Origin of the sequence: Planococcus sp. YIM B11945 (genome assembly GCF_050864155.1) — a bacterium.
In the GTDB taxonomy this organism is placed as follows: domain Bacteria; phylum Bacillota; class Bacilli; order Bacillales_A; family Planococcaceae; genus Planococcus.
Genome location: NZ_JBOZWR010000003.1, coordinates 664,743 through 678,236, shown reverse-complemented (window position 1 = coordinate 678,236; position 13,494 = coordinate 664,743). Strand labels below are relative to the sequence as shown.

The window sequence follows — 13,494 nt, the reverse complement described above, 5'->3', positions numbered from 1 at the left end:
TTTGAAACTTCATTGAAAAGCTCAGGGGATTCACGCTATAATAAAAAGGTTATAAAGAGACGGGGAGGCGGAGCGCATGCAGAAATCGGTGATGATTAAACTGACAACGATTATCCGCCAGCCGGATGTGGACGATCAAGTGATGGAGTTGCGTTCGGAAGGCACGTTGACGGAGAAAAACAACCGGCGCTATTTGCAGTATGCGGAGCAGCAGGAAGAACTAGAAATCCGGACAATCGTGAAACTGAGCGACGATGAAGCGGTGATCATAAGAAGCGGCGGTTTGCAGATGCGGCTTCCGTTTTTATTACATAAAGAACAGACGGGCAATTTGACCAATGCACAAGGATCGTTCATGCTGACGACCTATGCACATGAATTAAGTGTCAGCGAGACCCGGTTTAAAGTCCGCTATGATTTGGCGATGGGCTCTGCCCATGCTGGAGAATATGAAATGGAAATACAATTTACGGAGGGCAAACAATGAATGCAGTAGAAAAAGTGCAGCACGCCATAAAAATGGCCATAAGCGAAGCGATTGAAAAAGCGGAATTAACGACAGAACCAGTGGTTGTCCAATTGGAATCGCCTAAAGACAAAACAAACGGCGATTATGCGACGAATATTGCGATGCAATTGACGAAGCTTGCGAAAAAGCCGCCGCGTGCGATTGCGGAAGCGATTGTCGCTAATTTGGATAAAGACGCAGCGAATATCGAAACGATTGATATTGCAGGCCCGGGGTTTATTAACATCACGATCAAAAAAGATTATTTGCTGGATGTTGTAAAAACCGTTCTTGAGCAAATTGAAGATTATGGCCGCAGCACTTCAGGCGGCGGGGAACGAATTCAAGTCGAGTTTGTTTCAGCCAATCCAACTGGCGACTTGCACCTGGGACACGCCCGCGGAGCTTCCGTTGGCGATTCGTTGTGCAACGTGCTTGATTTTGCAGGATATGACGTGTCCCGCGAATACTATATCAACGATGCCGGCAACCAAATCAACAATTTGGCTTTATCAATCGAAGCCCGTTATTTCGAAGCGCTCGGAAATCCAGACTCCATGCCGGAAGACGGCTACCGCGGGCAGGATATTAAAGACATTGCCGCAGCGTTAGTTGCAGAACACGGCGACAAATTTGCCCACATGACGCATGAAGAGCGCTACCAAGCGTTCCGCCAGCACGGCTTAAAAGTGGAACTGGCAAAATTGCAAAAAGACTTGGCGGATTTCCGCGTGGAATTTGATGTATGGTTCTCAGAAACGTCGTTGTACGAAAAAGGCGAAATCGAAATTGCGCTGAACAAACTGCGTGAAAACGGCCATATTTTTGAAGAAGAAGGCGCGACTTGGTTCCGTTCGACCACATTCGGCGATGACAAAGACCGCGTGCTGATCAAAAACGACGGTTCGTTTACGTATTTGATGCCGGATATCGCTTATCACGAAGACAAGTTGTCCCGCGGCTTCGGCAAATTGATCAACATTTGGGGAGCCGATCACCACGGCTATATTCCGCGCATGAAAGCGGCCATCCAAGCAATGGGCTATGACCGTGAAACCTTGGAAGTCAGCATCATTCAAATGGTGCAGCTTTACAAAGACGGCGAAAAAATGAAAATGAGCAAACGTACCGGCAAAGCTGTGACGATGCGGGAATTGGTTGAATTGGTCGGTCTTGACGCGGTCCGTTATTTCTTCGCGATGCGTTCCGGCGATTCCCATATGGACTTTGACCTTGATTTAGCGGTTTCGCAGTCAAACGAAAACCCGGTTTACTATTCGCAATATGCCCATGCACGCATTTGCTCGATTTTGCGCCAAGCGGAAGAGCAAGGGTTTGCGCCATCGACAGAAAACTTGAACTTGCTGACGCACGAAAAAGAAATCGACGTTTTGAAAAAAATCGGCGATTTCCCGCAAGTGATCGCAGACGCCGCAAAACTTCGCGCGCCTCACCGCGTGACGACATACATCCAAGACCTGGCTTCCAATTTCCACAGCTTCTACAATGCCAATAAAGTATTGGATGCTTCAAACGAAGACTTGACGCGTGCGCGCATCGCTTTAATTACTGCGGTGAAAATCACGCTTGCCAATGCATTGAAAACAGTTGGCGTAGCAGCACCGGAAAAAATGTAAGAGACAAGAAATCGTTTTGGTGTATAATAAAGGCGAAATACAAATTTCATAGCCCATCATAAAGGTGCTTATGTCTAAGAACATGAGTTAAAAGGGAAGCCGGTTTGATTCCGGCGCGGTCCCGCCACTGTAAGTGATAGCAATCTGCAACATGCCACTGAAGCAACGCTTTGGGAAGGCGCAGAAAGCGTTGATCACAAGCCAGGAGACCTGCCTTTATGAAACACCCACACGCTTGCGAGGACAGGCCGGGATGCGCATGTTTTTTATGTCGTCCTTTCAATCCCTCGCAGGTTTAATGCGGGGGATTTTTTTTATAGAAACGGAGGATTTCATTTATGGTGAAGAAGTATTGGAAATTTGGAATTAGTGCAGGACTGGCAGCGGCGTTATTAGCAGGCTGCGGAGAAGAGGCAGCTCCGGCTACAGAAAAAGAGACAGCAACGGAAGCACCAGCTGCAGAAGCGGCATTTCCGGTAACGTTGACGGATGAAGTAGGCGAAGAAATTGTCCTTGAAGAAGAACCGGATGCAATTGTGTCGATGGTTCCTTCAAATACGGAAATTGCGTATGAACTTGGCTTAGGCGAAAAAATGGTCGGCTTGTCCGATTTTGATAATTACCCAGAAGAAACGGCCGATGTTGAAAAAATCGGCGGGCAAGAATTCAATGTAGAAAAAATCATCAGCCTTCAACCGGATATCGTTTTGGCCCATGAGTCAGGTCTTGGTGTAGGCGATGCCGGGCTTCAGCAATTGCGTGACGCAGGCGTAAAAGTTTTTGTGGTCAATAATGCTGAAACTTTTGAAGAAGTGTATGAAACGATCGAGACAATCGGAAAAGCCACAGGAGCGACAGAAGAAGCACAGGCTGAGATTGCGGAAATGAAAGAAGAAGTGGCTGAAATCGAAGAGCAGGCTAAAACTGTTAAAGAACCAAAATCCGTTTTTGTGGAAGTAGGGGCAGAACCTGAGATTTACACTACGGGAAGCGGCACGTTCATGGATGAAATGCTGACGATGATCAATGCTGAAAACGTAGCGGGAGATCTTAAAGGATGGGTAAGCATGGATCCAGAAGCGATTGTTGAAAAAAATCCGGATGTTATTTTAACAACGTACGGCTACTATACGCCGGATGCAACTGAGAAAGTTCTTTCGCGCAGCGGTTTTGGCGAAGTGACAGCGGTAAAAGAGAAAGCTGTGTTTGATGTAAACTCGGATATGGTGACCCGTTCCGGTCCTCGTTTGACGGATGGCTTGATGGAAATGGCAAAAGCGATTTATCCAGAGGTCTTTAGTGAATAAAAGCTTTCTAGCCTATATTGTCTCTCTCTTGCTTTTGGGTGGGGCTGTGGTGCTGGGTGTAACGGTCGGAACGGTTTCGATTTCTCCGAGAGTGATATGGAATCCAGGATCGGATGAAATGGCTGCCAATATTTTATGGAATATTCGCATGCCTCGAGTTGTGTTGGCTGGTCTTGTTGGCGCTTCTCTTGCGATTGCGGGGGCTGCATTCCAAGGCCTGCTGAAAAATCCGTTAGCGGACCCTTACACTTTAGGAGTGTCATCCGGTGCATCAGTAGGCGCCGTAATGACGCTCTTTTTCGGCATTTCAGTGCCTTTTTTAGGAATGTATACACTGCCGGTCATGAGCATGATCGGCGCGCTGTTGACGATGCTTGCCGTTATGGGTTTTGCGCGGCTCGTCGACCGGTCGATGAAAATGGAAACCGTCATTTTAACAGGAATCATTTTCAGTTCTTTTCTTGGTTCGGCCATCTCGTTAATGATCGCTTTATCGGGGGAAGAACTGCGCCAGATTATCGGCTGGCTGTTAGGCAGTGTATCAATGCGCGGCTGGCCTTATGTTCAAATGGCGGCTCCTTTTGTACTGATTGGCTCATTTGTTTTATGGTGGAACCGGCGTGAATTGAATGTCATGTTGTTCGGGGAAGAACGTGCGAGGCATCTCGGTGTCGACGTCAAAAAAAGAAAAGCGATGATTTTGATCGGTGGTTCGGTATTGGCGGGCGCGGCAGTTTCCGTTTCTGGAACTATTGGATTTGTCGGCTTAGTGGTGCCGCATATGACCCGGCTGTTATGGGGATCTGATCATCGGCATGTGCTGTCATTATCGTTAATTAACGGAGCGGCATTGCTCATTCTTTGTGATTTGGTGTCACGGACTATCATTTCGCCATCAGAATTGCCAATTGGCGTTATCACTGCATTTATCGGAGCGCCAGTATTTGCGTTAATCTTTTTCCGCCAACGAAAAGGGAGGGTTTAATATGCTGCAAATCACCAATTTATCTGGAGGCTATGGCGAGAAAAACATAGTCAATGATGTATCGTTCCAGGTCGGAAAAGGCCAAATGCTCGGGATTCTAGGGCCGAACGGCAGCGGGAAATCCACGTTAATGAAACTCATCAGCGGGATTTTGCCACCAAAAAGCGGAACAATAGAAATCGGCAGGAAACCGCTCAACGAATTTTCGCCAAAAGAACTGGCGTGCAAAATGGCCGTTTTGCCGCAGCTTCACGCCCATGCGTTTGAACATACTGTCCGTGAAACCGTTTCTCTTGGCCGCTACCCGCACCAAAGCGGCTGGTTTTCTTCGTGGTCAGAAGAAGACGAAGCGGCCGTCAAAGAAGCGATGGAATTGATGGATATCGAGCAATATGAACACACGCTGATCGACCGCATGTCTGGAGGCGAGCAGCAGCGCGTTTTTGTGGCACAGGCGCTGGCACAAGACGCTTCGATTTTGCTGCTCGATGAACCGACGAACCATTTGGACATCAATCACCAAAAAGAACTGCTTGATACCATCAAAAAACAAGCCATCGATAAAGAATTGACCATCGTATCGATTTTTCATGACATCAACCTCGCTGCGATGTATTGCGATGAGCTTTTGCTGCTGGATCATGGCCGCGTCGAACGAATGGGCGAGCCGCATGAAGTGGTCCGAGAACAAGACATCGAAGCCGTTTACAAAACAAGGGTCAGCAACCATCCCCATCCGGAACTGCCAAAGCCGCAAATCACTTTATTGCCGGGCATTGAACGGCAAGTTGAACCGTTTGTGATCAAAGCACATGATTTTGCTGCTTCTTCGGAATTTGTGTTATACGAAAGCCCGATTCCGTTAAAAACGATTTCGTCCGCAGTCGTCAATGCAGGGGCGGGCTGGTACCGCACTTTTATGAATCGCCACGTGCCGTATGATTATCATATTGACGACAGTGTGCGGGAAATGGCGGACTTTATTGCCAAACGCGGCTTTAAAGCGACGGATACCGTGGGCATGATGACAGCGGTCCACACTGAAGACGCCGTCATCCGGGAATATGAAGGAACTTTCGGTTCGGTGATCGTTGCCATTACGGCAGGTGTCGGCAATGCGGTCGATGTGTCCAAGGCAATTGAACGCGCAAGCCAAGTTGGCACCATCAACACATGGATTTTTGTCAACGGCCGCCTGTCAGATGAAGCGTTTATCCAGGCTATGGTCACCGCAACGGAAGCAAAAACGAAAGCGCTGCATAACGAAGAGGTAATGGACCCTCTGACAAATACGATTGCCACAGGCACATCGACGGACAGCTGTTTAGTAGCAGCGACGCAGCAAGGCGCCGATTTGCCTTATGCCGGTCCGATTACGGAACTTGGAAAACTGATCGGCTACGGAGTTTTTGAATGCACTACCCAGGCTATTCGGCAATACCGAGTCGTGAAACAGGCATGGTAACGCATATTGCGGCGATTGCCCTTGGACTTGTCTTAGACCGGCTCATCGGAGACCCGCCGGAATGGCCGCATCCTGTGCGCTGGCTCGGGACGCTTATTTCAACGCTGACGAAGAAGCTGAATAAAAGCCCGAAAGCATTTCGCAACGGATTTTTCCTTACGATGATTGTAGCCGGCTTGGCTTTTCTGGCCGCCTATTGGATTGTTTCATTCGGCTATTCGGTTCATTGGCTTGTCGGAATGCTTGTGGAAGCGCTTTTGATTGCGTCAGGCCTTGCCCAAAAAAGTTTACGCCTTGCGGCAGAAGACGTGTACCGGCCGCTTGTTGAAAAAGATATGGTCCAGGCGCGGCAAAAATTGTCCTGGATTGTCGGCCGCGACACGGAACAATTGAATGAAAGCGAAATCACCAGAGGCGTGGTCGAAACGGTTTCGGAAAATACGAGCGACGGCGTCACCGCGCCATTGTTCTGGGCATTTCTTTTAGGTGCTCCGGGATTGTGGCTGTATAAAGCGGTGAATACATGCGATTCTATGGTCGGCTACAAAAATGCGGAATTTGAACGCTTTGGGTACGCCTCTGCCAAAATAGATGATGTTTTAAATCTCATTCCAAGCCGCATCACCGGATTGCTTATTCTAATAATGACCAAAAACGAACGGTCATTGCCTATCGAAAAACGGATTTCTGAATGGCGCCGCGATGCCAAAAAACATCCAAGCCCAAACAGCGGCTGGCTGGAAGCGGCGACGGCGATCCAGTTGGGGGTTGAACTCGGCGGCATCAATACATATAAAGGCATCCGGTCGAACCGGGCGAAAATGGGGACAAAAGTAGTTGAACTGGAAGCGGACCATATCCGGGAGGCAGTCCGGCATATGCATATTGCCACTGGCTGGTTTTTTATTATATTTGCAGTAGGAGGGCTTTTGCTTGAACTTACCTGACCACGGGGCAAACCCCCATCTTTTATACGAGAAAGCGGGAATGGAACAGCCAAAACGCATCTTGGATTTTAGCGAAAACGTCCATCCGTTCGGGCCGCCTGCTTTTATTGAAGAAAGTTGGGCAGAAATGCGCGGGCTGATTGGCCGCTATCCGGATCCCGATGCAGAACCGTTTCGCAGCGCAGCGGCGAATTTCCACAGCGTTTCAGCCGAACAAATTGCAGCAGCGAACGGAGCGGCGGAAGTTTTTACGTGGCTTGCGCGCCGGTACCGGGGCAAACGGGTGGTATTGATCGAACCTGCCTTTTCAGAATACCGCAAAAGCCTAGAAGCAGAACAAGTCGAAATAAAGGCGGTGCAGTTAACGGCGGAAAGCGGCTGGCACTTGCCGATTGATGAAATCGCGCGTGCGGTTGCAGGCTGTGCCGCTCTTTATATTTGCAATCCCCACAATCCAACGGGTGTGAAAGCGCGTGTGGAAGACTTGCTGCAGCTCGCGCAACGTTGCCGGGAAGTCGGTTGTGAACTAGTCGTCGATGAAGCATTCATCGATTTTATTGGCGAACAAGCATCGATTATTCCCCATTTGCCCGAATTTCCGAATTTGATTGTTGTCCGGTCGATGACCAAGATGTACGCAATCCCCGGATTGCGCCTCGGATACGTGATTGCCGAGGCACCCTTGTTAAGCGAATTGACCAAAGGCGCAGCGCATTGGAACGTCAACGCGTTGTCCGCGAATATTGGCGCCTGCTGTTTTTCTGAATTTGAATACCGTGATAACGTAATCCGAGCGGCAAATCGTGAGCGGCAACAGATGACGGAATTTTTAGTGGAACATGGATGTTTGGTGACGAATGCTGCTGCGAACTTTTTAACGTTCCAGCTGCCGCATCCGGAACAATCCGAAGCGTTTTTCACGGCTATGCTGAAAGCGGGCATCGTGCTTCGGCACACCAAATCGTTTTGCGGCATGGACGGGCAGTGGTTCCGGATCGGCATGAAATCCGAAGAGCAGATGAAGGAGCTTCGGAAGGAGATGGCGAATTGGCTAAAGGGGCATTGATTTTCATCAGCGGCGGCGTCAGAAGCGGAAAAAGCGCATATGCTGAGCAAATCGTTCTTGCGTCCGGTGCCGCCCGCCGTATTTATTTGGCAAGCGGCCGCGCTGAAGACGCAGAAATGAAAGCGCGCATCTTGCGCCATCAACAGGACCGCAGTGGACATAGCTGGAAAACGATCGACCAGCCGGTAAATATGGCTGCCGCTGTCGGGGAAATCCAATCGGGCGACGCCATTTTATGGGATTGTGCCACAACTTGGCTTGCGAATGAACTGTATGAAGGCTGGGAACAGAATAATCCGTGTATTGCCCGCCATGGCTGCATGGAACAAAAATGGCTGGATTTGCAGGGGACATTAGCCGCTATGCTGCAACAGGCACACTTGCTGGTCGTGGTTTCGAACGAAGTGCTCGATGATTTTGTGCGTGACGAAGCATATCAAAAATGGCTAGGAACGATACATAGATGGTTAGCTGCAGAAGCCGGCCAAGCCATTGAAATGGAAAACGGGATCGCGTATAGAAGGAAGTGATTTTATGCGGGGAGTAATGATTCAAGGAACGGCTTCTGATGTCGGGAAAAGCATGATTTGCACAGCGTTTTGTCGGATCTTATCCGATAATGGCGTCAAAGTGGCCCCGTTCAAATCACAAAACATGTCGAACAACTCCTACGTAACTGTTTTGGGCGAGGAAATTGGGCGAGCTCAAGGCATACAGGCAGAAGCCGCCCGTACCGTGGCCACAGTCGACATGAACCCTATTTTGTTGAAACCTGAAAGTGGCATGAAATCTCAAATCGTTCTGTTCGGCAAAAAGCTTCAGACGATGGACGGCATGGATTACCGCTCCAACTTTTACGAAAAAGGGCTGGCGGCGATTGATCAAGCGCTTGGGAACTTAGCGAAGAATTTTACGCATGTAGTCATCGAAGGTGCAGGGAGCCCGGCTGAAGTGAATTTGAACGACAGGGAAATCGTCAATATGGCGGTTGCGGAACGCGCTGATGTACCCGTCATTTTAGTCGCCGACATTGAACGGGGCGGAGTTTTTGCTTCCATTGTCGGAACGCTTGCTCTCATGCCAAATCCGCAACGCGTCAAAGGGATTGTAATCAATAAATTCCGCGGCGACCTTCGGCTTTTTGAAGACGGCGTCGCTTTTTTGGAATCGTATACGAAGCTGCCCGTTGTGGGTGTCATCCCTTATATGGCGGATCATGAAATCGAGCAGGAAGATTCGCTGGGCGTCGCAGCTTTAACGAGAAAACAATCAGATTGCCCAATCGATATAGCGGTATTGAAACATCCTTTTATTTCAAATTTTACGGATATCGAACCGTTGCTGGGCGAATCGGATGTGGGGGTTCGCTGGGTGGAGTTTGCAAGAGAAATCGGCAACCCTGATATTCTTATTCTTCCTGGAACGAAAAGCACGATTGCGGACTTGCGCTATTGGAAGCAGCAAGGCATTGAAAAAGTCTTGTGGTCCTTAGAGAAGAATACGCAAATTGTCGCTTTGTGCGGAGGGTTTCAAATGATTGGTAGTACGTTATCGGATCCCAATGGGTTTGATGGAACGAAAGCGGAACTGGAACTTGGTTTTGGGCTCATTCCTGAAATGGCTACCTTTTTCACAGAAGAAAAATTCGTCAAAAGGCGCCGAGGTTTCGTGCAGATTCAAGGGAAAGAAGCCAAAGTGGAGGGATATGAAATCCATAACGGGAGATCTTCTGCTGTATCGAATCCACTGATTATCTATGAAGACAGCAGTGAAGGGTTTCAGCAAGGCAATATTTTTGGCACACATCTCCACGGCTTTTTTGACAGCCCGGAATGCCGGCAAGCTTTTTTAGCCCCTATTCGAGCAGAGAAAAAGTTGCCGACTCCTAAAGTGAAAGAGAGCCCGGACCGCTACAGCCGCTGGGCGGAGCATGTTAAAGCGCATATCGATTGGCGCAAAATTGAACAAATGATGGAGGAAAGCGGATGAGCCATCTAGGAACAGGCATGTTATTGGTGCTTCAGTTTTTCTCGGTCTTTCCGGTGAAAAAAGAGTTGCCGCTCGAGAAGAATGACGTAACGGCAATGTACGGCGTGCTGCCGGTTTTGGGTGCGTTGTTTGGCAGCCTTATCAGTGGGTGTGTGTTTGTTTTGTCGGATTACACCGATTTGAGTTCATTGCTGATGGCATTTGTGGTCGTTGTGCTGTCGCTTGTGTTGACTGGCGGCTTGCATATGGACGGCATGGCCGATGTTGGGGATGCGTACTTTTCTTATCAGGACCGAACCAAGCGCCTCGAGATTATGGGAGATCCAAGAATCGGTGCATTCGGTGCGATGGTGCTGATTTTGGCGATTGCAGGAAAAGTGATCGTGATAGCTGAAGCGATTCCGCATCTTTCTTTATTAGCGATTGCCGCTGTTCCTATTCTTTCGAGAACGGGCTTGCTTCTTTTATTCAGCGTGACGGAAAGCGCTAAAAAAGACGGATTGGCGGCTTTTTTTCAAAAACGGTCGAATCGAAAGCTTCTTTTCTTAGTGAGCATAGGCTATTTAGCAGCCGTTTTGGTTTTATTAGGAGTCGGAGCAAGCTGGGGAGTATCACTCGCTTTGATCGGAATGCTTTTGGCGTCATTTAAAGCGTATCGCCAGTGGTGCTTGCGGAATTTCGGCGGGATGACCGGTGATTTGTTCGGAGCTTACGTAGAAGGGACGGAGCTGCTGTTATGGACGACGCTTTTATTCTTCATTTGATTCGCCACGCACCGACGCGCGGGAATAAGTTGAAACAGTATATCGGCTGGACGGATGAACCGGTGTTGGAGTTTGAGGCAAAAGTGTTTCCTGACGTTGCGGAAGTGTGGGGCAGTGATTTGCTGCGCTGCCGGCAAACGGCAAAACGGCTGTTTCCGAATGCCTGCTACCAGGCAAATGCCGATTTTCGAGAATGCCATTTCGGTGAATGGGAACAAAAAACATACGCGCAGCTTGAACAAGACAACGCGTATCGAAAGTGGATTGATGATCCGTATTCGTATTCGCCTCCTGCTGGCGAAAGTTTAGCGGAAATGGCAGCGCGTGTGGAACGGGCCGTGCTGGCGCTTCCGGCAGGATATGAATTTACGGTTGTTGCGCACGGCGGCCCGATCCGTTATTTAATGGCACGAGGGAAACAGACGATGTTTCAGCAGCAACTTGCGCTTCACGGCACGCGCCATACGCTCGTGTGGCAAAACCGCCAAGCGTTTAAGGAGGGAGTAGCATGCATATCGTGTTCGGCGGAGCCTTTAATGGCAAACGCGACTTTGTAAAAGAACAATTGAAAAATCGCGACTGGGTTTGGCATGAAGCCGAACTGCCGAAGCCGTCTACTTCACATGTGGTAATTGCAGGAGTGGAAAATTGGGTGAAGCGCCGGTTGGAAGAAGGCATGGCGGAAGCCGAAATTTTGCAAGCGGTTCAGTCGCATGTATTAGAAAACACTCATCAAATATGGATTTTAACGGATATCAACCGGGGCATTGTGCCGCTTGATCCGATCGAACGCCAGCAGCGCGATACGGTCGGCAGGCTGTATCAATGGTTATTCAAACAGGCGGCGAGCGTGACTCGAATCTGGTACGGGATACCGGAACTTTTAAAAGGGGATGAAGGCATTGAAAATGTACACGAAGACCGGCGATAAAGGGCAGACAAGTTTAATTGGGGCGCGCGCTGATAAAGATGCGCCGCGCATTGAAGCATACGGGACGATTGACGAAGTGAATTCATTTATCGGCAAAGCGATGACGGAATTGGACCCGGTAAAATTTGCGGATATCCTTGTGGATTTGGAAGCCATTCAAAACGAATTATTTGATTGTGGCGGCGACTTGGCGGATGTCCGCAACACGCCAAAATTTAAAATGACTGATGAACCGGTTGAAGTGTTGGAAAAACGGATGGATGAATTGATGGAAGAACCGCCGCTTTTGGAGCGCTTTATCTTGCCGGGCGGATCACCGGCTGCAGCGACATTGCACATTGCGCGCACCGTCACGCGTCGGGCAGAGCGCCAAACGGTCACGTTAATGAAATCGGGCGAAGTGTTTCCGCAAGTCGTGCAGCGCTATTTGAACCGGTTGTCCGATTATTTATTCGTGGCTGCGCGCGTTGCCAATTCACGTACGGGCGTCCCCGACAACGAATACGTCCGCAGCGCCATCGTCTTTAAAAACAGCGGGCGCTCAGCGCAAAAAGACTGATGGATACTAAGAAACTGGCTTTGGCGGCAATGTTCATCAGTTTGTCGGCTGTCGGCGGCATGATTAAAATTCCGCTCGGCGTCACTTCCATTGCGCTCGACGCCATGCCGGCGCTCGTAGCCGTGCTGTTTTTTTCAGCGCCGCTTGCTGGTGTGATTGCAGCTCTTGGCCATATTGTCTCAGCGTTGATCGGCGGTTTTCCGCTTGGGCCGCTGCACGTAATTGTTGCACTGGAAATGTGGCTGGTCGTCTGGCTTTTTGCGAAATTGCATCAACAGGGGCGGAGCGTTTGGAAATGGCCAGCGTTTATTATTGGCAACGGTGTTGTTGCCGCGATTCCTTTTTACTTCTTGCTGTCGCCGGCCTTTTTCTACGCAACGGTTCCAGGGCTTCTGCTTGCCGCATCGATTAACGCGCTCGGCGCCCGGCTCGTCATGCCATTTATGGCAGCACGTTTCAGGGAGCGGGTGAAATAATGCGCCATGAATTAACTCTGGGAGAGTGGGTCGTTACTTCCGATAATTCAGCAGCCATCGGTGAAAAGCCGCTGGATGCGGTCCAAGCATCGGATGAAATGACCGCGAAATTTGCTGCGCGTGTTGCGCTGTTGGAACAATGGGCGGCTGGCAGCGAACCGGCTGCCGTGCTGCTCCATAATTTTAGCGGCGAAACACAATGGGCGCGCTATGTGGCAGGAATTGAAGAATTGTTTTCGGAGATTGGATTGACTTCGATTCAATTGGCGGGCAGTTCAGAGACGAATATGGAGACGATGCAATCCGGAGTGGCGGTGACGATGATGGGGAAACGGATTCGAGACCGGGTTGCGGAACCGCTCGAATGGTTTGTGTATGGCATGCCGCTCGCCGGACAAGAGGTTATTGAGAAAAAAGAACAAATCGCAGATCTGAAAAAAATTCAGCAAGCACAGGAATCGGGATTGATCGAACGCGTCTGGCCGGTCGGTTCAAAAGGCATTGCGATTGAAGCGGAAAGGTTGCTTGGTAAAACCATCGAAGCATTGCCTGCGATTGATGTTTTTGTTTCCGGCGGGCCGTCGACGTGCGTGCTGATCGGCGGACGAGAAGAGAAGATAGACGAAATGAAAAATCATTTCGGTGAGTTTTTTATTCCTTTACGGTAAACACCACTTTCGGGTGGTGTTTTTTTATTGAGTAGTGGAGTCCGCACACAACTGTCACTTCTTCTCCAGATTGCTTAAAGATGGCATGTTAGATGTTGAAAAATCACATTATCCGTTTGAGTGGTCTAGTAATTCATAACTAACTCTTGACGAAAGCGTGAAATTGCTTTTGAATAGATGAAAACCCTTTCA

Annotated in this window: 15 protein-coding genes and 1 riboswitch; all 15 genes read left to right on the top strand. The window is 49.3% G+C overall.

Annotated features, from left to right (window positions below; translation table 11 throughout):
* Nucleotides 1–76 precede the first annotated feature (76 nt).
* Nucleotides 77–487: a DUF1934 domain-containing protein gene (locus ACRRQV_RS07770; RefSeq protein ID WP_432529378.1), complete on the top strand. Its 411-nt coding sequence runs from the start codon at nt 77–79 to the stop codon at nt 485–487.
* On the top strand, nt 484–2,145 hold the full coding sequence (argS, locus tag ACRRQV_RS07765; RefSeq protein WP_432529376.1) for an arginine--tRNA ligase: 1,662 nt from the start codon (nt 484–486) through the stop codon (nt 2,143–2,145). Before ACRRQV_RS07770 ends, argS begins: the two co-directional genes overlap by 4 nt.
* Nucleotides 2,146–2,190: 45 nt before the next feature.
* A riboswitch (cobalamin riboswitch) is annotated at nt 2,191–2,377 on the top strand.
* Nucleotides 2,378–2,486: 109 nt separating this feature from the next.
* The gene (locus ACRRQV_RS07760; protein WP_432529506.1) at nt 2,487–3,452 is read left to right on the top strand and encodes an ABC transporter substrate-binding protein; all 966 of its coding nucleotides are present in this window, start codon (nt 2,487–2,489) and stop codon (nt 3,450–3,452) included.
* Between the two features lie 16 nt (nt 3,453–3,468).
* Nucleotides 3,469–4,437: a FecCD family ABC transporter permease gene (locus ACRRQV_RS07755; RefSeq protein ID WP_432529504.1), complete on the top strand. Its 969-nt coding sequence runs from the start codon at nt 3,469–3,471 to the stop codon at nt 4,435–4,437.
* Nucleotide 4,438: 1 nt separating this feature from the next.
* On the top strand, nt 4,439–5,902 hold the full coding sequence (locus ACRRQV_RS07750; protein WP_432529374.1) for an adenosylcobinamide amidohydrolase: 1,464 nt from the start codon (nt 4,439–4,441) through the stop codon (nt 5,900–5,902).
* Nucleotides 5,896–6,849 (top strand): adenosylcobinamide-phosphate synthase CbiB, encoded by a 954-nt coding sequence (cbiB, locus tag ACRRQV_RS07745; protein ID WP_432529502.1) that lies wholly within the window; start codon nt 5,896–5,898, stop codon nt 6,847–6,849. Before ACRRQV_RS07750 ends, cbiB begins: the two co-directional genes overlap by 7 nt.
* On the top strand, nt 6,836–7,915 hold the full coding sequence (locus ACRRQV_RS07740) for a pyridoxal phosphate-dependent aminotransferase (RefSeq protein WP_432529372.1): 1,080 nt from the start codon (nt 6,836–6,838) through the stop codon (nt 7,913–7,915). Before cbiB ends, ACRRQV_RS07740 begins: the two co-directional genes overlap by 14 nt.
* Entirely contained in the window at nt 7,897–8,445 is a 549-nt protein-coding gene (locus ACRRQV_RS07735; protein WP_432529370.1) for a bifunctional adenosylcobinamide kinase/adenosylcobinamide-phosphate guanylyltransferase, read from the top strand. Before ACRRQV_RS07740 ends, ACRRQV_RS07735 begins: the two co-directional genes overlap by 19 nt.
* 4 nt (nt 8,446–8,449) lie before the next feature.
* Nucleotides 8,450–9,904, top strand: a complete 1,455-nt coding sequence (locus tag ACRRQV_RS07730) for a cobyric acid synthase (RefSeq protein WP_432529368.1) — start codon at nt 8,450–8,452, stop codon at nt 9,902–9,904.
* Nucleotides 9,901–10,668: an adenosylcobinamide-GDP ribazoletransferase gene (gene cobS, locus ACRRQV_RS07725; protein ID WP_432529366.1), complete on the top strand. Its 768-nt coding sequence runs from the start codon at nt 9,901–9,903 to the stop codon at nt 10,666–10,668. Before ACRRQV_RS07730 ends, cobS begins: the two co-directional genes overlap by 4 nt.
* A complete protein-coding gene (locus tag ACRRQV_RS07720) occupies nt 10,641–11,225 on the top strand; it encodes a histidine phosphatase family protein (RefSeq protein WP_432529364.1) in 585 nt (194 codons plus the stop codon). The genes cobS and ACRRQV_RS07720 overlap by 28 nt, the downstream gene beginning before the upstream one ends.
* Nucleotides 11,177–11,599 (top strand): bifunctional adenosylcobinamide kinase/adenosylcobinamide-phosphate guanylyltransferase, encoded by a 423-nt coding sequence (locus ACRRQV_RS07715; protein ID WP_432529362.1) that lies wholly within the window; start codon nt 11,177–11,179, stop codon nt 11,597–11,599. Before ACRRQV_RS07720 ends, ACRRQV_RS07715 begins: the two co-directional genes overlap by 49 nt.
* Nucleotides 11,571–12,158, top strand: coding sequence for a cob(I)yrinic acid a,c-diamide adenosyltransferase (locus ACRRQV_RS07710; protein WP_432529360.1), 588 nt, complete (start codon nt 11,571–11,573; stop codon nt 12,156–12,158). The genes ACRRQV_RS07715 and ACRRQV_RS07710 overlap by 29 nt, the downstream gene beginning before the upstream one ends.
* Nucleotides 12,158–12,634: an ECF transporter S component gene (locus tag ACRRQV_RS07705; RefSeq protein ID WP_432529358.1), complete on the top strand. Its 477-nt coding sequence runs from the start codon at nt 12,158–12,160 to the stop codon at nt 12,632–12,634. Before ACRRQV_RS07710 ends, ACRRQV_RS07705 begins: the two co-directional genes overlap by 1 nt.
* Entirely contained in the window at nt 12,634–13,302 is a 669-nt protein-coding gene (locus ACRRQV_RS07700; RefSeq protein WP_432529356.1) for an alpha-ribazole-5-phosphate synthase, read from the top strand. The genes ACRRQV_RS07705 and ACRRQV_RS07700 overlap by 1 nt, the downstream gene beginning before the upstream one ends.
* Nucleotides 13,303–13,494: the final 192 nt, after the last annotated feature.